We start from the raw sequence: 20001 nt of genomic DNA on the forward strand, positions 1-20001 counted from the left end.
GGCTTTTATCGTGAAAGATTATTTAGCCTCGTTGATGGCCGCGCCCCGTTTTCAGTTAGAATTGTCAAAAACGTTCCGTTCTGTCTATGTTTGATTCTATTGCCCAGCAAGTGCCTTATCAGCACATTGAATATCGCCACCAGCGCATCAGCATCAAGCGGCTGGATCTGATTCATCCGCAGATTTCGGGCAACAAGTTTTTTAAACTGAAATACAACCTGCTGGCCGCCCGGCAACAGGGGTTTGAAAAAGTGCTGACCTTTGGTGGGGCCTATTCCAATCATATTGCTGCAACCGCTTTTGCCACGCATAAGTTTGGTTTTCAGAGCTTAGGCATGATTCGCGGTGAAGAACTGGCGCAGCGTCCTTTCAACCCGACCCTGGCCACGGCACAGCAATTTGGCATGCAGCTGGAGTTTATCTCCCGCAATGCCTATCGCCAGAAAGATCAGCCCGATTTTTTGCAGCACCTGCAACAGCAATATCCTGATTTTTATCTGATTCCGGAAGGTGGCACCAATGCGCTGGCGGTTCAAGGCTGTCGGGAAATTCTGACAGCGGAAGATGCGCAATTCGATCTAATCTGCTGTGCCGTCGGTACGGGTGGCACGTTTGCCGGGTTGATTGAGGCCAGCCAGCAACATCAGCAATTGCTGGGATTTTCGGCTTTAAAAGGTGATTTTTTAACTCAGGAGGTCGCGCAGCTCACGACCAAACGCAACTGGCGTATTCTGGATAATTACTGCTGTGGTGGTTATGCCAAAACCACACCCGAATTAATCCAGTTTATTCAGTCATTTGAGCAGCGTTATAATATTCCGCTGGAGCAGGTTTATACCGGCAAAATGCTGCGCGGCATCTTTGATCTGATTGATCAAGATAAAATTGGGCCAGACCAGAAAATTTTACTGATCCATACTGGCGGGCTACAGGGACGCGCGTTTTAAAGCATCAGCTTCAAGTGCAGTCTATTTATGATACCGGCTGGTTATTGTTTAGCGCCATCAGGCCTTTCACCAAACGGTAGATATGCCAGATAAAGGCCAGCAACAGCACAATAAAACCAATCAGAATGGTGGTCAGAACCGCACCGACCAGATAGGCAATCAGCGTCACCCAAAAGGTTTTGATTTGCCAGTTCACATGACTTTCCAGCCAGGTACCACGCATTTCCGCGCGTTTTAAATAATTCATGATAATGGCAATAATTGGCGTAACACCGACAAAAAAGCCGACGATGTAGAAGATGTAGGTGATCAGGTTGTATTGTTTGAGCTGATCCAGCCCCGTGGTTTGATTCATTGATTTTTCCTTTTTTATAAAGTCCGATACCAGATATAGATGTCTAGCCGACATTTCTATTTATTGTTAAGCCAATCAAAGTGTAACTGCGTCAAGTTGAAGCTCGACATCTTAATATAAACAGATCATAAAAAAGTCTGATGAAAGTTTTGTTGATGATCTGTATGTGCTGTGAAATTCAAAGTTCATCTGTTGTGACGTCCTCAATCGGGCTTCCATCCAGCGGATACAGTTTCAACTGGATGGAAGGAAAATCAAAACTTAAGGCTGATTGGTCTCTGGCAATGGATTGGCGGCAAAATAGCGCTCCAGATGATTCACATGTGAATCCGGACGTGGTCGGCGCATATTTTCTGCGACCCCGTTATAGAGCTCAGCCCGTGGCGTTAAGTGGAATTTATTCAGCTCTGGGTCCATATACGGCAAGCGCTGTTTACGCTGTAAATATTGATGCAATTGCTGATTAATTTCCTGTAAACCATAGCCACCTTTGGCCCAGGCGCTTTCGTGGCTGCCCCAGTGATGGCCGAACTCATGGCCCACAATGCCAATACTGGTATTGAAATAATGCGCATAGAACAGCCAGGTATCGACTCCCAGCACATTTCGTCCGCCTAAACCGCCGCCCACGGTGGTCACCCCGAGCGTCACTTCGCCACGGTTCATAATCTCATCATAATATTTTTGATACTCCGCTGCGGTAAAGTAACCGCCATCTCCGACCACTTGGCCCTTGTTGCCAAAGAAGTCATGCCCCATGACCGCTTTATGGTTAAACCAAATGTGTTTAAACTCAGGGCTATTCACCAGATAGGCAAAATTGGTAATCATAATCACCCATTCACGCGCATAGGCTGGAGTAATTTTGCCCCAATTGCCATGCGTTTCAGGGGCAAAGTTGCCAAAATGAATTTTCCATTTCGGCTTTAAACTCATGAGCTTTTGTACATGCGGATCGGTTGCGGAGCTGATTTTTAACTCGAGTAAATCTGCCGGTAACTGCTGGAAGTTGCCTAAATTTCTTAGCTGAACCGAACCTGTGCCCTGCAGCAATGGGAAATGCATATTTTCATTGATATTCAGTTTGAGTTTGACCTGGCTAAAAGCATCCAGATGGTCCAAGCGGGCCAACACAAACCATTGCTCGGTATCTTTCAGTCTGGCGTGAATTTCCAGATCACGGACCGGTGCCGCACTATAGCTTTGCAAGGCCAGAAGCTGATGCTGTAAATTTGCCGATAAAATATTATCCATATAAAAATGGCGCAGGTTTTCATTGGTCAGGGTTTCCCAGCTTTCCCCATCTTGCAGCACATAACTGCGGCTTTGGGCCTGCTGCTGCTTGAGTGCCGTGACTGTGGCAGCAGTATTGGACTGGAACTGCTGCAATCGCTTAAGCGGCATCATGACAATTTTGCCGTTAAACAGGCTGAATAAATGTTCCTGACTAACCTGAATATCTAAGGCACCGGCCAGTTGCTGATCGGTACTCGCCCCTGCCGTACGATATTTATAAAAACTTTCTTCTGCGGCTGGAAAAATATTCTGTAGATTTTGCGTATTTGGTAAAGCTGAACTGTCGATCCGGCCTGAAGTATGGGCTGCATAAAAACGCTGGTCATCCGCGGCATGAAATACCCGTGTTCCCACATTTTCCTGTCGTGTCGCCGCCACGTTTGTTGCGCCTTCTTCAAGATGAGTCAGGTCATATACATAGCTCATGCCATTATTAAAACTGGCATACAGCAAATTACCGACAGCTTCCAAACGCGCACTACAGTTATAACCACAGTTCGGCAAGGACAAACGTGCATATTTTTTGGCTTTTAAATGATTGGTGCTACTGATCTCACTTTGCTTCCAGACATTAATCCGGCTATGCGTATCTGTGGCAAATACATATTGATCATTCGCTGCCACCGACATGGGATGCACCACCACGGTATTGTGCTGATCACCCGACCAACTGCCGGTTCCCAACGACATCAGAAATTGTGGTTCGCCTGAGCCTAAATCAAAGACATCGACCCGGTTAGACGAATAAGAAGCCGCATATAAGCGGTCGTTATGTACACTTAAATCAAACAACCGATTCCACGGCCGACCAATGCCGGAAATATTCTGGGCATGGATCGAACTCAAGACTCGCTTGGCTTTCAGGTCATAACGCAAAATGCTTGCCTCGGCGCTGTCATTGGCCACATACAAAATATCCTGATGCACCACCATCGCTTTCGGATTCCAGCTGTCCAGACCAAAAGTCTGGGCACTAAATTCGGTGGCCAGATCTGCAAAGCGAACGTCATTGATCAAGCTGGCAGTGACAGGCGTGGTATCAGGTGTTGAACCAGGTGAAGTTGGCGTCACAGGAGCCGGTGCAAATGGATTTGAAGATGCTGCCGTATTGCTGTCACTGCCACCGCAGCCAGTGAGAGCCATACTCAAAATTACCGCCAGGCTTAATAATGTTTTATTCATTGTGTTCCCCAAGAGACAAAGTCATGACATAAAAAATATGTCTAAAAATTGCTATTTATTCTAAACAACAATGCCCCTTTAATAAATACCAAAATATTGATTTAAAACAACTTTAAAATAAAACCAGATCAAATAAACACGACTTTGCCGCGCAAAAATCACCTTAAAACAGTAAAATGTGGCCTTGTTAACGATGATTTGGTTTATTGATAGACCATTCCTGTTTTATAGGAAAAGTAAATATTCTGCGCACATTTCAATCTGGAAAATGCGGCATCATCAAACGATAAAGTCTATAATAGTCCGCTTTCATTTTCTCTCGGTGCAACATGACAACAGCAAATCAATACGATGTTCTAGTTTTGGGTGCCGGTGCGTCTGGTTTAATGACCGCCTATATGGCTGCCCAGCGCGGACGCAAAGTATTGGTGCTGGAAAAAGCCAATAAAGTTGGCAAGAAAATCCTGATGTCGGGCGGTGGTAAATGCAATTTCACCAACCTCTATGTCGAGCCAAGCAACTATATTTCACATAATCCGCATTTTGTGATTTCCGCGCTCAGCCGCTATACCAATTGGGATTTTATCGGGCTGGTCTGCGAATATGGCATTGACTATGAAGAACGTAAACATGGGCAGCTGTTTACCTTAAATGGCGCCAAAGACATTCTGAATATGCTGCTGGCCGAGTGTGACAAAACCGGTCTGGTCGAGATTAAAACCAGCTGTGAAGTCAAAGCCATGACCGCCATAGATGATTTGGGTTTTCAGGTCGCAACCACTTTAGGTTATTTTCAGGCAGAATCTGTGGTGATCGCCAGTGGCGGCCTGTCCATTCCGACGCTGGGAGGGTCCGGAATCGGTTATGAAATTGCCAAGCAGTTTGGCCATCATGTCTATCCAACCCGTGCTGGCTTGGTGCCGTTTACCTTTTCCGACAGTTTTAAAGAAGTCACTACCCGCCTCAGTGGTAATGCCGTAGAGACCACACTTTCCAATACGCTAAACAGCTTTACCGAAGCTTTGCTGTTTACTCACCGCGGTTTAAGCGGACCAAGTTCGCTGCAGCTGTCCAATTACTGGGATGTCGGCCAAAGTTTTCATATCGACTTCCTGCCGGCCGTGGATTTAGCCGAGTTTTTTAAAGCCAAAAAATCCAGCCAGCCGAAAGTGCTGTTACGTACCTTACTGGCCGAACATTTACCGAAAAGTGTGGTGGCAGAGCTGCAACAGCTGATCTGGCCGGAACAGGCGGAAAGCGCCATCGGACAGCTGAGTGATGAAAAACTGGAGCAGATTGCAGCGCGCCTGCACAGCTTTGAAGTCAAACCGTCAGGTACCGAAGGCTACCGTACCGCAGAGGTGACTTTAGGTGGCGTCGATACCACTGAAGTTTCTTCCAAAACCATGGAAAGTAAAAAGCAGAAAGGCTTGTATTTTGTCGGTGAGGTGCTGGATGTGACGGGCCATTTAGGTGGTTATAACTTCCAGTGGGCCTGGGCGTCAGCGCATGCCGCCGCCCAATATGTCTGATGGTTTATAAAACTGGTGGATGAATTATTCCAGATAATCTGTGCGCAATAAGCACAGATGATTCTGGCGTTGTACACGTAAAATAGTCTGCTGCATTTTCACCACGGCGCACTGAACATGCTTTGGTAGTACTGCCGGCTGTTCTGATTGTTTTAAGCTAATTTTTAACATAAGGTCTTCCCCAAATAGACTTTCGTCGATTTTATTCCCTGAATATTTCATACAGATTAAATATAAGCATCTAAAATATATGAAATATTTATTCCTTTTTTATGAAGCTTTACTATAACAAAAAATTGTTCATTTATACAACATCATCGACTTTGGTCGCAGCTTGCCCGGTATCGCCCGGATCATCAGCGCTCTGGCCGGGTTGGTTTTGAGTTTTGGCAAAAATAAATTTATATGCGCTGGCCAAAAAGCCAAGGGTAATCCCTGCAATCACTACGGGTGCAAAAAGATTAGAAGGCGCTTTCTTTTTCGTCATTCTGCTTCTCCAGTTTTCAACAAAAAACGAGGTCGATCAACACTCAGTTTGATCGACCTTGTAGATAGATGACAGGTTATTTCGGGTCATCTTTTCGTGGTTGATGTGCATCGACATCCGGTTCTTTTTCACCAGTTGAACCAAACGGATTATTATTGGCCGGATGCGCCGGATCCACCTTCAGCGTATCAGGTGTAACCTGATCTGCACCGGATGCTTCATCTTCCTGTGGTGCAGTGGTCAGCGTTGCCGGTGTGGTATTCGACAAATCCGTAGTCATGGGGGTATTTGTCCCTTGTGACGGGTCCTGTTTGTTCATTGGATTCACTCCTGGGGTCGTAAAGCCACTATTGGCCGCACTGTCCTGCTCCTGTTTCAACGGATTCGGCTGCTTGGCTTCGCGTTTGGCTTTATCAATCAGATCGGTTAAAACACGTTCTGCCGGTTGACGGCCACCCAGACCAAAGGCCAGAGCAAAGGCCACCGCAACTGCACCCAAGGTTAAACCGAAGGCCAGGTTCACAATAGAATCGGCAATGCCCATGGCACGTAAGCCCATTGCTACGACCAGACCCATAATCAGTACGCGTACCAGCGTCGCTAACCAGCGTGAACTGTTGTATTCACCACGCTCGACCACTTTGGCCACCACATTCGCCAGCCAGAAACCGACCACCAGAATGACCGCACCCAGCAGGATATTGGCACCGAAGTAAATGAACATGGAAATCAGACCACTCACCTGCTCGAAACCAAGACGGTTAGCCGCTTCAGACACAGCAAACAGCATGGTAAAGAACACGATCAGACAACCAACCATGGTCGATACTTTGGTGGTACCGAGGAAACGCTGTACACCCAGTTTGGCCGGAATTTCATCGACACCTGTGCCTGAAATAATTTCAACCACCAGATTGGCCACGAAACGCGACACCACATAGGCAATGATCAGAATTAAACCGGCGGCAATAATATGCGGAATTGCATACATGATTTCATGCAGCATGGCGGTTGCCGGCTGAGAAATCGCCTCAATACCCAAGGCTTCAAATGCAATAATTAATGCAGTAATGATAATAATGGCGAAAACAAAAGAACCGACCAGCTTCGGCAAGTTAGAGTTCTTGAACAGGCCAATTTTTTGCGCCTGCTGTTGCAGATTCAGGCTACCAATTAAACCTTCGACAATACCACGGACAATTTTAGCCAGAATATAACCGACAAAAATAATCACGCCGGCAATAAAGATATTCGGCAGATAAGAAATGGCTTCAGTCACCATGTTTTGTACTGGATACAACAGGCCGTTTAAGCCCAGAATCGACAGCACAATTGGCAAGAACAGTAACAGGATTAACCAGTACACAATATCACTGATATTGCGGCTAATCGAGCTAACCCCGACATCGGCACTGAGCTTTTCATCCAGCTGGGTACGATTCAGTACGCGCTGCAGGCCCATTTTGACCAGCGTTGCGACAATCCAGGCAATAAAACCGACCGCAATGGCTGCCAACAACTGGGGAATAAAGACCAGGAAGCTTTGAATCATATTGCTAAACGGCCCACTGACACTGGTCAGATTCAGCACATTCAGCGCCGCGATAATCGCGATAATCATGATGATCCAGAAGGCAACTCTGGACAGAATACTTTCTACATTGGGACGGTGCCCGGTGGCATGCGACAGCTTCTGGTTGGTGCCCAGCTTTTCTAAGCCTTTTTTAATGGCTGCACCGACAATTAATGCAATAATCCAACCAATAATAAGTATGGCAATCGCCGATAAAATGGGATGAAACTGTTCCCAGTAGTACATGGCATCGAAGCCTGCACCTCTCGGGTTTCCATCAAAATAATCATTCATATGTCTTGCCCTCTTGTTATGACTTTCTACATTCGTTGTTCATGGCAAAAGATGCGCATCTTGATCATGGTAAAAATGAAAGGTTTAAGTACTTTGTATTTTTAAGTACCGTGTTTTTATGAAGTACCAAGCGTGTAAGAATGCACGGCTATCGCAAAAAACCCTGAACTGACGGTCAGGGTTTATGCAATCTTCAGACTTATTGAGCGGTGGCCGTAGCGGTATCGCCATCAGTGGCAGTGGCTGAATCACCATCTACAGCGGTGCCAATGTCGCCATCCACACCTGTGGTCGCCACACCTTCTTCAGCCATTGCAGGCGTACTGTTATTGGGTGTAGCCTGTTCTACATTGGCATTCGGATGCCCAGGTGGTGCCTCACTCGGTTTAGGATCACGATCCGCAAACATGTACACCACCAGTGCCAGCAGAAAAACACCCACAGCAATCAAGATAAAAACTGGCATACGTTTTTTCTTTTGTACTTCTTCTGCGCTTGTGACATGAGGTGGCTTGTTAAAATCATGGCTCATGTTTCCCTCACTTCTTTTCTATTCGCTTGTCGAATTTTTATACTAACAAGAAGCATTGTTGTGTTGTGTGACAAAGCATTGTGAGATGGTGAAAAATGTAATTACAAAAATTGAAGTTTATTACTGCTTTCATTTTATTCAAAATTTTGACGCAAGCCGGGTTCAGCAGCTGATAGATCTTGTATGCTTTTTAATCACAACAAGCAGATGGATAACTGATGCAAAATTAGAAGAATAAGCACATGAAAAGGAATATAGAATCGCCTAGATGAGAGAAAAAATTCAGCAGCCTGAGCATTCTCCAGTGCTGATCAGCCCCTCCTTGCCTGATACAGCAAAATGCCAGGTAACAATTTGCTTCAGCTCGCCCACCACAAGCGCTGCCTTAACGCATACAAATGCGCTATAATACGTCACTCTTTTTTTCATGCTCCAGAATTTTATGGCGTATCGTCAACAAAGTGTAACGCTTGATCTTGACACTGACGTCACACATCAATGTGCTTTGCACTACACGCGTGATCAGCATTTAATCGGGATTATTGAGTTCAGTAAACCGAGCTTTCTTCTGAAATGGGGCGATCTGGAATATTTCCGCCGTCGTACTGAAGAGTTTTCAGTGATGCCGTTTCCAGACTGCATTAATGCCATGGTGATTGATGTGCGTAATGTCGCGGCCTGGCTCGATAATGAAGTGCCGATTATTCCATGGCGCTTACTGGAAGAAGAATGTCCAGTGCGTCTGGTGGTCCCTGCAGACCGTGTCGAACACTATGCCGGCTTTTTTGAACCGACCTGGCTGACTACTGATACAGAAACAGCGATTCAGGAAATCCGTCATTTTATGGATATGTTTGTGCATTAAGCATATTCAAGTGGTGCTGACACTTCATCAAAAAAACCTCATCTGAATCATACAGATGAGGTTTTTTAATAGAATATACGTTTCATTTAATCCGTTAGCGAATGGTAAAAATACACTGCTGCTTAAAACTGGATTTGGGTAGCCAGATCAGCTGTTTATAGCGCACCTGATCTATTCCAAAACTTTGCATTTTCTGGCGTGTATAGCGCCAGCCAATACAATCTTGATAGCGCGCATATTCAGGCGCTTGCCCTGCTGTAGTCGATGCCTGCTGGACCTGAATTTTCTGGAAAAACGCGGTTTCTCTGGCGCGCATCGGGCCAATATACTGCTGATAGGCCTGCTCCATGTCTGCATCATCAAACTGCATTGGTTACATGGCGCCGCCATGCCAGCCCAGCTGACTGCGCCAGTTCAGATATTTGACCTTTCCGGCCGGAAACACATAATTGGCGCAGGAGGAAAAACAGTATTGCCCGACTTCTACATTCAGCTAATGCGCATAGACCAGATCACCCAAATCCATTCCCAGACCAATTTCACCCCCTTGACTGGTGATTTTCAGGGTCTGTACTTGCGGGAACTGCTTTAACAAGGCAGCTGCACGGGTATTGGCATCTTGGCTGAGCGGGCCAGTATAGATCAGCACATTTTCTTGTACCGTCACTTCTGTTTCCGTGCCTGTGATATTTGCCTGCAGCGTAGTTTCCGCCACCAGCGCGACGCTGGCCATAAGCATGGATTGAAACACTTGCATCACATCCTCACAGAACAATAAACCAGGCTGAGAACAGCAGACCATTGAAGTAAGCCTGTAGCACTCAAGCTTACCAGTAATTCTCTACCGCGATATTGCCTTCTCCACGGCGATTCATGCTCAGGCCACGCGCTTTTAGGGCTTCTTTGGTATCTTCCACCATTTGCGGGTTACCACATAGCATCACATGACTGCTGTCCGGATTAAAAGACAGGCCCACAGCTTTTTCCAGCTCGCCATTGGCGATTAACACCGGCAGACGGTCATGCAAAGGTGCGTTCGGATCACGGGTAATAATCGGCACAAATTTAAAACCTGTATGCCCTTCGCCAAAAGTCGCTGCAATTTCTTCAATCCGCTCGACATAGGCCAGTTCAGCGGCAGTACGGACACTATAGACCAGATGGATATGCTGGTATTTATTCCAGGTGTCGAAGTCTTGCAGCATCGACAGGAATGGCGCCAGTCCGGTGCCGGTACCCAAAAGCCATAAGTCTTGTGGCAAAGGCAACTGATAGCGCGCCAAGGTTAAAAAGCCATACGGTACTTTTTCCAAATACAGCTCATCGCCAACCTGCAGATGTTGCAGATTGGAAGTAAAGGCCCCATCGGGTACGACAATTGAAAAGAATTCCAGGGTTTCATCAAAAGGTGAGGACACCACTGAATAGGCCCGCACCACCAGTTCATCGCCGACTTTAAGGCCAATACGCGCAAATTGCCCGGCAGTAAATTTAAAGTGGGCTGGACGCGTCATGGTAAAGCTGAACAAGGTATCGGTCCAGCGATGTACAGATAACACCGTTTCTAGGCTAAATTTTTCAATTGACATAATTTGTACGTGGCATGAAAGACTGCGCTCATGGTAGCATGGCAGCATAATTTATTAATATTTTTTAAATGTTAAGGCTATATTCATGCGCATGACTTTACGCCAATTGGCTGTTTTTGTAGCAGTCGCTCAAGAAGGCACAGTAACCAAGGCCAGTGATGCCGTCAAACTGACGCAAAGTGCGGCGAGTATGGCTTTAGCAGATCTGGAAGATGGTTTAGGCGCACCATTGTTTGACCGTTTAGGTAAACGCCTGCAATTGAATGATCTGGGCCGTTTTTTACTCCCGCAGGCGCTTGAAATTCTGGGTCGCTGTGAGGCCTTTGAACAGGCCGCCAAAGGTGAGCTGCAAAGCATTGATTTGCGTCTGGGCGCGACCCTGACCATTTCCGATTATCTGATGCCAGATTTAATGGCCAACTTCCTACAAATTCAGCCACAGGCGCATTTACAGCTGCAAGTCGGTAATACCCGTCAAATGATTGAAGCAGTCAACCAGTTCCAGCTCGATTTAGCCCTGATTGAAGGTTCCTGTCATTTACCGCAGCTGCAATGTATCCACTGGCGTGATGATGAACTGGCGGTCTGCTGTTCACCGAATCATCCGCTGGCGCAGCTAGACCGTGCCTTAACCGCAGAAGACTTTAAACAGGTGGAATGGATTTTACGAGAAGAAGGTTCAGGCACGCGTGAAGTATTTGATAACGCCATTTTAAAAGATGTGCCAGATGCCAAAATCCGTTTAACCCTGGGTCATAATGAAGCCATTCTGAAAATTGTGGCCGGCGGCTTAGGCATGTCCTGTATTTCAAAACTGGCGATTGAGCCTTTACGTGAAAAAGGCCAGCTGGTGATTTTAGATACTCCATTCTGGCAACTGGCGCGGCCTTTATTTATGCTGGTGCATCGTCAGAAATACCAGGGTCCAGGTCTGAAAGCCTTTATGAAGTTCTGTGACAGCAAATAAGACTGTATTTAATCCATAAAAAAGCGCCTGCAGGCGCTTTTTTCATACCTTATCGAAATTGGCTTTCACATGGAATCCCGTCGCCATCACCATCCATTTTGGTATTTGGGCAATTACGAATAAAGAATAAAGCCTCCTCATAAGACTTCATCTGACTACAATGCTCGCGGCCATCACATTTAAATTGTTCAGATGAGCTGCTACTTACCGGCAGCGCTTGCTCTACATTCTCTTGGACATTTTCTAAATTCTTTTTCCCTTTTTCACTAAGTCCAAGTTCCGGTAATTCGCCATGTACCGCTCTTTGCTCAGCTACGATCTGTTGCTGAGCAATCATCAGTTCTTCAAGTTTTTGCTGTTTCTGAGTTTGATATTCTTGATATTTCTTATATACCAAAACACTTAATCCTAAAATAATGATTAAGCCTAATACAGTAATGATCTTTGAGTTAAGCCATGAAGACTTCTTTTTATCTCTTGACGAAACTTTACCCTCGATATTTCTGTATCGTAGATTGTTCTGTTCAGCAGGCTCTGATACTTTTAGGTCTAAGCGCACAATATTCGCGGCTTTAAATTTTCCTGCATCTTCAACAATTATAAATTTTAGATTTTCACCGATTTTAGGTGGAACATTCTTATTGGGAAAATCTTTGATGTGGAAAAATAAATCTTTTGACTCTTTCTCTATCTGAATAAAACCAAAACCACGATCTTCATGATAGCTTTTGATTTTCCCCTCTTGAAACATAATGCGCTCTTATCTTTGATATTTTTAATAATTGTAATAAAAAAGAAGCTAAAAAGCCTCTTTTCTATTCTTATACTCGACTTAAGCAGAATATATAAATTCTACCTCAGTACTAACGTCGGAAATTGGACAGCAGGGAAGAAGTAATCGACTGGTTATGGGCGGCCACTTTGGATTTTTTGGCTTTGGCCGACTGGTCTTCAACCCGCTCAATTTTCACTGCTTTAAACTTGTTGCCGTTTTTGACCACATTAAATTTCACCCGGTCATTTCGCTTCGGTTCTATCCTATCGGCCGGGAAATCGGAAATATGAAAAAACACTTCGCCTTCCGGACAGGCAATAAAGCCGTAACCCTTGTCTGCGTTGTATTGCTTAACTTTACCCTGATATTGTTCGTTGCTCATCGACCTGTCCCCCATTTGCGCTTCAAGCTTAGTATATAAAAAAGAGGCTATAAAAGCCCCTTCTCTGTTCACTGGCAAAATCAGTCTTTTTGCACGGAACCGAAAATTTTGTCACCAGCATCACCCAGGCCCGGTACGATATAGCCATTTTCATTCAGGCCCTGATCCACAGAGGCAGTGAAAATTACCACATCCGGATGCGCTGCTTCTACACGCTGAATGCCTTCTGGCGCAGCCACCAGCACCATCACGCGAATATCTTTACAGCCGCTGGCTTTTAACACATCAATCGCCGCCACTAAAGATGAACCGGTGGCCAACATTGGGTCAATGATCATGGCAATACGGTTTTGTACATCCGGTACCAGTTTTTTGTAGTAGGTACGTGCTTCCAGCGTTTCTTCATCACGCTCTAAGCCCAGTACAGACACTTTGGCGCTTGGAATCAGGTTCAGGAAACCATCCAGCATGCCAATACCGGCACGTAAAATTGGTACCACCGTAATTTTTTTACCGGCAATACGGTCTACCGTGACCGCACCATTCCAGCCGTCAATTTCATGCTCGACCATTGGCAAATCTTTGGTCGCCTCATAGGTCAACAGCATGGTCACTTCTTGCGCCAGCTCGCGGAAGTTTTTAGTGCTGATATCTGCACGACGCAGTAAACCGAGTTTATGACGAATGAGCGGATGACGAATTTCATGGATAGCCACGGGAGAACACCTAAAAGGTTAAGATAAAATTCCGTCTATTATAATCATTTTTTGACCCTGATAAAAACAAAAAAGCCCTCAAATATTGAGGGCTTTTTGCTAGACAATTCTCTTTTTCAAGATTATTGCTGAGACAGCATGAAGTGAATTGGAGATAAAATCTCGGCTTCAAGCGCCATCTGGATAATTGGATCCGGATAAACACCAATCACCAATACCGCCAGTGCAGCCAGCAGAACCATGATCCCGCCAACACGTTGACCCCAGTGATCGACTGCATCCATTTTTGGTGTTTCTGGCGGAGTCATATACATCACCACCATCACACGTAAATAGTAATACAGACCAATACCCGAACCGACAATAATCATCGCTGCCAGGAACCAGTGCTGGGTTGTTACCGCAGCCATGACAATCAGGAACTTACCAATAAAGCCTGCAGTCAGTGGAATACCGGCCAGAGACAGCATCATCACGGTTAATACAGCAGTCAGCACTGGACGACGCCAGAACAGACCACGGTATTCAGCCAGACTTTCTGCTTCTGAAGTGTTGTTATATGGACTCGACATTAACGCTACGGCACCGAAAGCACCAATCGTGGTTAATACATAGGTAATCACATAAACAGTCACATTACCCAAGCTGGCATAAGTCAGACTGATCAGACCAATCAGCAGATAACCGAAGTGTGCGATTGAAGAGTATGCCAGGACACGCTTCAAGTTCACTTGGCGTACCGCCAGGAAGTTACCGACCACAATCGACAGTACGGCAATAATGGTCAGCAGTGTAATAACTGATTCTTGCAGGATGGCACCTGAAGTCAGCAAGTAACGTACGAACAAACCAATGGTCGCCACTTTGGCAGCCGTTGCCAGGAAGGTCGCGATTGGTGCTGGAGCACCCGCATACACATCTGGTGTCCATTTGTGGAATGGTGCCAAAGACAGTTTGAATGCAACCGCAAAGATAATTAAGGCAATACCTAAAATGACCAGTGGCTGGTGCAGGTTCTGCATAAGCGCCTGTACAGAGTCATAGAATGACAGTGAACCGGTGTAGGCATAAATATACGCCATACCCATCAGCAACATCGCAGATGCGGTTGCTGAAAGTACCAGGTATTTCACCCCTGCTTCTAAAGACTTCGAACGCTGATGCGTATAGGCTAACAAGCCATACACCGGAATCGACATCAATTCCAGGCTGATGAAGAATGAAGCATAGTGCGAGCTTGCCACCATGAGCATTGCGCCTGCAACTGAGGACAACATCAGGATGTACAGCTCTTCACGATTGTCTTTATAGCTTTCAATATAAGCATGTGACAAGGTACAGCAAGCCAGTGCAGCAACCAGGATCAGTAACTGATAAACCAGTGTGAACTGATCAATCATAAACATGCCCATGACATTCGCTGGTGCAAAAGCACCACCGAATAATGAGAGCAGAATATACGCTGCAGCAAGGTTTAAGCCCACTACAGATGCTGTCGCAATCAGGTTATGGTTACGCTTGATTGCGGTGAGAATCATCACGACGATCGCAGTTAAAGCCACGATCATCACAGGAGCTAATGGCATAAGCTCGGAAAATGACATTGTGAAGTTCATGACTTATTGGATCTCCACATTTTCGAGTTGAGTGCTTACCTGTTCGGTCACGTCAACTAGCTCTTGAACTGGAATGTAGCTGTTTGCTAACCACGCCATGCTTGAATTGGAAATATCAAGGAAGCTTTGTGGATACAGACCAAGCCATAACAGACCAACGGCACAAATTAACAGAATCACAATTTCACGCGCATCCAGATCTTTTAACGGATTGCTGTAATGCTGTTTTTGCTCTTCGTTTGGTGTACCAAATAATGCTTTGTGAATCAGGATCAGACCATAAAGACCTGCAAACACCAGACTCACTGCAGCAATGATTGTAAATACAGGGAACTGGTTGAATGAACCCATCAGAATCAGGAATTCACCAATAAAGTTACCCAGACCCGGGATACCGACCAATGCTGCCACGAAGAACATCAGGAAGAAGGCCAGATACGGGAATTGACCACGAATACCACCCATCAGACGCATGTCACGGGTATGCACACGTTCATAGACCTGACCACACATAATGAACAATGCAGCAGATGACAAGCCATGTGCCAGCATCATGATCATTAAGCCTTGGTAAGTCAGGATATTACCTGCGTAAATCGCCAGTAACACAAAGCCCATGTGCGAAATAGAGGTATAAGCCAACAGGCGTTTCATATCGGTTTGCTGGAAGGCACACCAAGCGCCGTAGAAAATACCAATTAAACCGAAAATAATCGCGATGTCTGCAAACTGTGCAGAAGCCGCCGGGAAGAATGGAATCACGAAACGGAGTAAACCGTACGCTGCAGTCTTAATCAAGATACCTGCAAGGTCAACAGAACCCGCTGTTGGTGCCTGTGCGTGGGCATCTGGTAACCAGCCGTGTAACGGGAAAACTGGAAGTTTTACCGCAAAGCCGATGAACATACAGATCATGAAGGCATAAGCCACTGCCGGTAACTGTGCATCAAGTGTATTCGCCACCGCTAACAGATAGTGGTAGTTGAACGAGATGGTACCTGACAGCATGTAACCGTAAATCACCAGCCCCAAGATACCGATCAGCATGATCAGACCTGCAACCTGTGTATAGATGAAGAACTTGGTTGCTGCGTAAACACGCGATTTACCATCTGCCCCTTTATGCCCCCAAAGCGCAATCAGGAAGTAGATTGGAACCAGCATCATCTCCCAGAAGAAGAAGAACAGGAACAGGTCAATCGCCAGGAATACACCAATTACGCCACCTAAAGACCATAACAGGTTCAGGTGGAAGAAGCCCACGTTCTTCTGGATTTCACCCCAAGAACAGCCGACGGCCAAAATACCCAGCAGCGCTGTCAGGCCAACCATGAGTAATGATAAGCCATCTACCGCCAGGTGAATGTTAATGCCCAGGGTTTGAATCCAAGGCAACTGGAATTGGGCAGCCCAGCTTGGAACCTGTGCACCCAATTCATATTGATACGTACCTGATTGCCATAACGCCAGGGTCAGACCCAGCGTTACCAGCATACCCACCAGCGCAATATAGCGCGGCAGTTTGTCGTCGAGCTTGTCGACGATCCAACAAATAAAACCTGCAATGAACGGAACGAGGATCAGTGCGGGTAAAATGATATTGTTTGGAGCTTCCATCTTATTTCCCCACGACCTGAGTCACGACCACGACCAGCAGTAAAACAACAACACCGAGGGCCATACTAGAGGCGTATTCGCGCAATGAACCGGTTTGACGTGAACTGGTAAAGCTGTTGCCTGCTTTAACAATTGCAGGAAGCACCAGCCACAAGCCATCAATCGGATCGCGACCTAAAATTTTAGCGATAAGCAGGTAAGGCTTCACGAATACGATGTCATACAACGCATCGAAACCAAGTGCATTACGGCAGATATTGGCCAGACCTGACCCCAGAGAAGTCTGAGCAAAGCCTTTCACGGCATTGTAAGCAAACGCAAACAGCACCACGCCAACAGCAAGACCTGCCAAAGCAACCCCAATCGCGATGTATTCAGCACCATGTGCACCGGCTTCAAGCGCTTCAGGAATAATGAAGGCTGGAATTCGTGCAGCATCCAGAATACTCATGACTGGTGCTTTCAGCACAATCGCCAGACCCGTTGAAAGCACTGCCAGAATTGCCAGTGGAGCCCAGTAAGTAATGCCTTTGATTTCATGATAAGGCGTGTTTTCTTTGCCGAAGAATACTACCCAGATTAAACGGAAAGTATAAATAGACGTTAAGAACGCACCTGCAACACCCACCCAATACAGTGTATTGAAGACTGGTACGCCAGCTAAATGGCTTTGTGTCCACACCGCGGCCAGAATCGCATCTTTAGAAAAGAAGCCGATGGTCAGGAATGGAATGGCTGCCAAGGCACCGCCACCAATCGCGAAACATGCAAACAGGAATTTGTTCTTGTAGAACAGACCACCCATCTTGAAGATGTTTTGTTCATGATGGTAAGCCAGAATCACCGCACCTGAAGACAAGAATAATAATGCCTTGAAGAATGCGTGAGTCAGCATGTGGAACAGACCCGCCTGGTACGCTTCAGCACCTACGGCCATAAACATATAACCGAGCTGACTCATGGTTGAGTAAGCCAGAATACGTTTGATATCGGTTTGAACCAGCGCTGCAAAACCAGCCACCAGCAAGGTTACTGCACCGGTAATAGAAATGAAGATCATCACTTCTGGTGCAAGTTCAAATACGCTGAACATACGGCAGCATAGATAAACACCTGCAGTCACCATGGTTGCCGCGTGGATTAACGCAGATACTGGTGTCGGACCCGCCATCGCATCTGCCAACCAGGTTTGTAACGGGATTTGCGCAGATTTACCAGCAGCACCCAGGAACAACATTAAGGCAGTCCAGATGGTAATTGATGAGCTTTGGGTCATAACCGCAGCAGCATTCTCAACGATATACTGTGTATTCAGGGTACCGAACTGTTGATACAGCAAGAACAGTGCAATCAGCAGGAATACGTCACCAACACGCGTTACGGTAAAGGCTTTAATTGCCGCAAAACCGTTGGCCGGGTTCTGGTAGTAATAACCGATTAACAGGTAAGAACACAGACCTACACCTTCCCAACCCAGGAACAATAACGCCAGGTTATCGCCCAGTACCAGCAGTAACATGCTGGCTACGAACAGGTTGAAGTAAGAGAAGAAACGTGCAAAGTCTTCCTCACCACGCATATACCAAGATGCGAAGATGTGAATCAGGAAACCAACACCGGTGATCATGCCCATCATCAGTAACGATAAGCCGTCAAGCTGCAAACTGATGCCTGGGGCAAAATCACCCACACTGAACCACGTCCACAAATGCTGAACGTAAAGTTCTTTACCGTTATTGACAAAGTCAAGGCCGGCAATCAGGGCAAATAATGCCGATAAACCAACTGCCCCTACCCCGATAATCGCCGCAACTTTCTCAGGAAGATTGTGACGCCCTGCCGCTAATAAAATAAAACCGATTAGCGGGAACAAAATTGTTAAATATAAATAACTCATCCGCGCATCTCACTAGCAGCATCCACATCCAGGTGATGGAAGCGATGATAGAACTGAAGGACGATCGCAAGACCGATACACGCCTCTGCCGCAGCCAGCGTCAGAATCAAGATGAACATGATCTGGCCATCTGGTTGTACCCAGGCACTACCCGCCAGAACGAACGCAAGTGCTGCTGCGTTCATCATGATTTCAAGGCTCATTAAAATGAATAACAGGTTGCGTCGCACCATTACACCGTAAAAACCCAGTGCAAAAAGAATGGTTGCAACGATCAAACCATGTTCTAAAGGGATGTTGCCCATTATTGTTTTTCCTCTTCTGCACCTGGTTCACGTTTACCTAAGTGGAATGCTGCAACCAGGGCTGCTAGCAATAACATCGCGGCAACTTCAACCAATAATAAATAGTGAGTAAAGAGTGCTTGACCGACTTCTTTAGGACCAACAATTTCGGTTCCCATGACAGCTGGCGTGCTGGAGTAATCCGATGCAAGCATCCATACCAGAACCAGACCCATCAGGAAGCTCATTAATGCTGGATATGCGCATGCAGATGAGTTGAGCCATTTGCTCTCTTGTTCAACAGTTTGCTGACCCAAGTTCAACATCATCACCACGAACACGAATAACACCATGATCGCGCCGGCATACACAATAATTTCCAGGGCACCGGCAAACGGTGCACCCACAATCATGAACATCCCTGCAACTGCAAGTAATGACACGATCAAGCTCAGTAACGCATGTACTGGGTTCGTGTTGGTGACAACACGAACAGTAGAGATAATGGCCACGAGTGCCATCAAATAAAACGGCCACATCATGGTAATAGACTCCGTACATCAACAGGTGCACTTTCTTTTTGTGCTTGACCTTTGTCTTTACCTGTAACTGCCATACCGGTTACACGGTAGAAGTTATAGTCAGGATATTTACCCGGACCTGAAATCAGCAAGTGTTCTTTTTCATAGACCAGGTCCTGACGAACATATTCACCCAATTCAAAGTCTGGTGTCAGCTGAATTGCAGTTGTCGGGCAGGCTTCTTCACACATACCGCAGAAGATACAGCGAGAGAAGTTGATACGGAAAAATTCCGGATACCAACGACCATCTTCCTGCTCTGCTTTTTGCAGTGAAATACAACCCACTGGACATGCAACGGCACAAAGGTTACAGGCAACGCAGCGCTCTTCGCCATCTGGGTCACGTGTAAGCACGATACGACCACGGAAACGCGGTGGTACGATTTCTTCGGCTGGCACTTCCGGATATAAAATGGTGTCACGTTTGCGGGTTGCGTGGCTGAACACCATCCACAACGAGCGCACGATTGACCCAAATCCAGCTAGAAACTTATACATTTTGTTCTCCCTGC

General features: G+C 46.2%; 22 protein-coding genes. 4 read left to right on the plus strand and 18 right to left on the minus strand.

From position 1 onward, the window contains the following. The first annotated feature begins 86 nt into the window (after positions 1-86). Entirely contained in the window at positions 87-947 is an 861-nt protein-coding gene (locus tag VF685_RS04630; RefSeq protein WP_163145541.1) for a 1-aminocyclopropane-1-carboxylate deaminase/D-cysteine desulfhydrase, read from the plus strand. Positions 948-972: 25 nt separating this feature from the next. On the opposite strand, the gene VF685_RS04635 is transcribed toward VF685_RS04630, so the two are convergent. After that, positions 973-1302, minus strand: coding sequence for a DUF4870 family protein (locus VF685_RS04635; RefSeq protein ID WP_104484222.1), 330 nt, complete (start codon positions 1300-1302; stop codon positions 973-975). Between the two features lie 261 nt (positions 1303-1563). Continuing rightward, positions 1564-3780: a YncE family protein gene (locus VF685_RS04640; RefSeq protein ID WP_286384828.1), complete on the minus strand. Its 2217-nt coding sequence runs from the start codon at positions 3778-3780 to the stop codon at positions 1564-1566. 329 nt (positions 3781-4109) lie between these two features. On the opposite strand from VF685_RS04640, the gene VF685_RS04645 reads away from it, so the two are divergent. After that, positions 4110-5312 carry an NAD(P)/FAD-dependent oxidoreductase gene (locus tag VF685_RS04645; protein WP_163145539.1) on the plus strand — a complete coding sequence of 401 codons (1203 nt, stop codon included), beginning with the start codon at positions 4110-4112 and terminating at the stop codon, positions 5310-5312. Positions 5313-5336: 24 nt separating this feature from the next. On the opposite strand, the gene VF685_RS04650 is transcribed toward VF685_RS04645, so the two are convergent. The 4 genes from VF685_RS04650 to VF685_RS04665 all read right to left on the minus strand — a co-directional run bounded on the left by VF685_RS04650 (position 5337) and on the right by VF685_RS04665 (position 8198). Further along, positions 5337-5483 carry a hypothetical protein gene (locus VF685_RS04650; protein ID WP_005179593.1) on the minus strand — a complete coding sequence of 49 codons (147 nt, stop codon included), beginning with the start codon at positions 5481-5483 and terminating at the stop codon, positions 5337-5339. A 133-nt stretch (positions 5484-5616) separates the two neighbouring features. After that, positions 5617-5799: a hypothetical protein gene (locus VF685_RS04655; RefSeq protein WP_163145538.1), complete on the minus strand. Its 183-nt coding sequence runs from the start codon at positions 5797-5799 to the stop codon at positions 5617-5619. Between the two features lie 76 nt (positions 5800-5875). Then, a complete protein-coding gene (locus VF685_RS04660; RefSeq protein ID WP_286384827.1) occupies positions 5876-7666 on the minus strand; it encodes a mechanosensitive ion channel in 1791 nt (596 codons plus the stop codon). Between the two features lie 199 nt (positions 7667-7865). Next, a complete protein-coding gene (locus tag VF685_RS04665; RefSeq protein WP_005179600.1) occupies positions 7866-8198 on the minus strand; it encodes a hypothetical protein in 333 nt (110 codons plus the stop codon). Between the two features lie 442 nt (positions 8199-8640). On the opposite strand from VF685_RS04665, the gene VF685_RS04670 reads away from it, so the two are divergent. After that, a complete protein-coding gene (locus VF685_RS04670; RefSeq protein WP_034598216.1) occupies positions 8641-9063 on the plus strand; it encodes a hypothetical protein in 423 nt (140 codons plus the stop codon). A 94-nt stretch (positions 9064-9157) separates the two neighbouring features. On the opposite strand, the gene VF685_RS04675 is transcribed toward VF685_RS04670, so the two are convergent. The 3 genes from VF685_RS04675 to VF685_RS04685 all read right to left on the minus strand — a co-directional run bounded on the left by VF685_RS04675 (position 9158) and on the right by VF685_RS04685 (position 10652). Continuing rightward, on the minus strand, positions 9158-9433 hold the full coding sequence (locus VF685_RS04675; RefSeq protein ID WP_104505627.1) for a hypothetical protein: 276 nt from the start codon (positions 9431-9433) through the stop codon (positions 9158-9160). A 123-nt stretch (positions 9434-9556) separates the two neighbouring features. After that, a complete protein-coding gene (locus VF685_RS04680; protein ID WP_180192008.1) occupies positions 9557-9820 on the minus strand; it encodes a hypothetical protein in 264 nt (87 codons plus the stop codon). A gap of 70 nt (positions 9821-9890) precedes the next feature. Then, complete coding sequence (locus tag VF685_RS04685; protein ID WP_034597870.1) at positions 9891-10652, minus strand: ferredoxin--NADP reductase; 762 nt, start codon at positions 10650-10652, stop codon at positions 9891-9893. A gap of 85 nt (positions 10653-10737) precedes the next feature. Here VF685_RS04685 and gigC point away from each other — a divergent pair, with 85 nt between their 5' ends. Then, on the plus strand, positions 10738-11619 hold the full coding sequence (gene gigC / locus VF685_RS04690) for a LysR family transcriptional regulator GigC (RefSeq protein ID WP_005179612.1): 882 nt from the start codon (positions 10738-10740) through the stop codon (positions 11617-11619). Positions 11620-11668: 49 nt separating this feature from the next. On the opposite strand, the gene VF685_RS04695 is transcribed toward gigC, so the two are convergent. The 9 genes from VF685_RS04695 to nuoI form a co-directional block, all read right to left on the minus strand. Further along, positions 11669-12370, minus strand: a complete 702-nt coding sequence (locus VF685_RS04695; protein WP_180192009.1) for a cold shock domain-containing protein — start codon at positions 12368-12370, stop codon at positions 11669-11671. 112 nt (positions 12371-12482) lie between these two features. Continuing rightward, on the minus strand, positions 12483-12776 hold the full coding sequence (locus tag VF685_RS04700; RefSeq protein ID WP_163145534.1) for a cold-shock protein: 294 nt from the start codon (positions 12774-12776) through the stop codon (positions 12483-12485). Between the two features lie 80 nt (positions 12777-12856). Continuing rightward, entirely contained in the window at positions 12857-13492 is a 636-nt protein-coding gene (upp, locus tag VF685_RS04705; RefSeq protein WP_045796291.1) for a uracil phosphoribosyltransferase, read from the minus strand. A gap of 122 nt (positions 13493-13614) precedes the next feature. After that, entirely contained in the window at positions 13615-15108 is a 1494-nt protein-coding gene (gene nuoN, locus VF685_RS04710; RefSeq protein ID WP_005179615.1) for an NADH-quinone oxidoreductase subunit NuoN, read from the minus strand. A 3-nt stretch (positions 15109-15111) separates the two neighbouring features. Next, positions 15112-16725, minus strand: a complete 1614-nt coding sequence (nuoM, locus tag VF685_RS04715) for an NADH-quinone oxidoreductase subunit M (protein ID WP_075174598.1) — start codon at positions 16723-16725, stop codon at positions 15112-15114. Between the two features lies 1 nt (position 16726). Next, complete coding sequence (nuoL, locus tag VF685_RS04720) at positions 16727-18622, minus strand: NADH-quinone oxidoreductase subunit L (RefSeq protein WP_104487499.1); 1896 nt, start codon at positions 18620-18622, stop codon at positions 16727-16729. Further along, positions 18619-18927, minus strand: coding sequence for an NADH-quinone oxidoreductase subunit NuoK (gene nuoK, locus VF685_RS04725; protein ID WP_005179622.1), 309 nt, complete (start codon positions 18925-18927; stop codon positions 18619-18621). The genes nuoL and nuoK overlap by 4 nt, the downstream gene beginning before the upstream one ends. After that, the gene (gene nuoJ / locus VF685_RS04730) at positions 18927-19445 is read right to left on the minus strand and encodes an NADH-quinone oxidoreductase subunit J (RefSeq protein WP_286384864.1); all 519 of its coding nucleotides are present in this window, start codon (positions 19443-19445) and stop codon (positions 18927-18929) included. Before nuoJ ends, nuoK begins: the two co-directional genes overlap by 1 nt. Then, a complete protein-coding gene (gene nuoI, locus VF685_RS04735; protein WP_005179629.1) occupies positions 19445-19987 on the minus strand; it encodes an NADH-quinone oxidoreductase subunit NuoI in 543 nt (180 codons plus the stop codon). Before nuoI ends, nuoJ begins: the two co-directional genes overlap by 1 nt. Between the last annotated feature and the right edge of the window lie 14 nt (positions 19988-20001).

The organism is Acinetobacter sp. Brlt_5, from assembly GCF_051949055.1.
Lineage (GTDB): Bacteria > Pseudomonadota > Gammaproteobacteria > Pseudomonadales > Moraxellaceae > Acinetobacter > Acinetobacter indicus.

Excerpts from the sequence above, each read along its gene's own strand:
- VF685_RS04685 (WP_034597870.1), bottom strand. The coding sequence starts at position 10,652 with ATGTCAATTGAAAAATTTAGCCTAGAAACGGTGTTATCTGTACATCGC.
- VF685_RS04675 (WP_104505627.1), bottom strand. The coding sequence starts at position 9,433 with ATGCAGTTTGATGATGCAGACATGGAGCAGGCCTATCAGCAGTATATT.
- VF685_RS04695 (WP_180192009.1), bottom strand. The coding sequence starts at position 12,370 with ATGTTTCAAGAGGGGAAAATCAAAAGCTATCATGAAGATCGTGGTTTT.
- VF685_RS04680 (WP_180192008.1), bottom strand. The coding sequence starts at position 9,820 with ATGCAAGTGTTTCAATCCATGCTTATGGCCAGCGTCGCGCTGGTGGCG.
- gigC (WP_005179612.1), top strand. The coding sequence starts at position 10,738 with ATGCGCATGACTTTACGCCAATTGGCTGTTTTTGTAGCAGTCGCTCAA.
- VF685_RS04630 (WP_163145541.1), top strand. The coding sequence starts at position 87 with ATGTTTGATTCTATTGCCCAGCAAGTGCCTTATCAGCACATTGAATAT.
- VF685_RS04650 (WP_005179593.1), bottom strand. The coding sequence starts at position 5,483 with ATGTTAAAAATTAGCTTAAAACAATCAGAACAGCCGGCAGTACTACCA.
- VF685_RS04640 (WP_286384828.1), bottom strand. The coding sequence starts at position 3,780 with ATGAATAAAACATTATTAAGCCTGGCGGTAATTTTGAGTATGGCTCTC.
- VF685_RS04645 (WP_163145539.1), top strand. The coding sequence starts at position 4,110 with ATGACAACAGCAAATCAATACGATGTTCTAGTTTTGGGTGCCGGTGCG.
- nuoK (WP_005179622.1), bottom strand. The coding sequence starts at position 18,927 with ATGGGCAACATCCCTTTAGAACATGGTTTGATCGTTGCAACCATTCTT.
- VF685_RS04660 (WP_286384827.1), bottom strand. The coding sequence starts at position 7,666 with ATGAATGATTATTTTGATGGAAACCCGAGAGGTGCAGGCTTCGATGCC.
- VF685_RS04655 (WP_163145538.1), bottom strand. The coding sequence starts at position 5,799 with ATGACGAAAAAGAAAGCGCCTTCTAATCTTTTTGCACCCGTAGTGATT.
- nuoN (WP_005179615.1), bottom strand. The coding sequence starts at position 15,108 with ATGAACTTCACAATGTCATTTTCCGAGCTTATGCCATTAGCTCCTGTG.
- nuoI (WP_005179629.1), bottom strand. The coding sequence starts at position 19,987 with ATGTATAAGTTTCTAGCTGGATTTGGGTCAATCGTGCGCTCGTTGTGG.
- VF685_RS04700 (WP_163145534.1), bottom strand. The coding sequence starts at position 12,776 with ATGAGCAACGAACAATATCAGGGTAAAGTTAAGCAATACAACGCAGAC.
- nuoJ (WP_286384864.1), bottom strand. The coding sequence starts at position 19,445 with ATGTGGCCGTTTTATTTGATGGCACTCGTGGCCATTATCTCTACTGTT.
- nuoM (WP_075174598.1), bottom strand. The coding sequence starts at position 16,725 with ATGGAAGCTCCAAACAATATCATTTTACCCGCACTGATCCTCGTTCCG.
- VF685_RS04670 (WP_034598216.1), top strand. The coding sequence starts at position 8,641 with ATGGCGTATCGTCAACAAAGTGTAACGCTTGATCTTGACACTGACGTC.
- VF685_RS04635 (WP_104484222.1), bottom strand. The coding sequence starts at position 1,302 with ATGAATCAAACCACGGGGCTGGATCAGCTCAAACAATACAACCTGATC.
- nuoL (WP_104487499.1), bottom strand. The coding sequence starts at position 18,622 with ATGAGTTATTTATATTTAACAATTTTGTTCCCGCTAATCGGTTTTATT.
- VF685_RS04665 (WP_005179600.1), bottom strand. The coding sequence starts at position 8,198 with ATGAGCCATGATTTTAACAAGCCACCTCATGTCACAAGCGCAGAAGAA.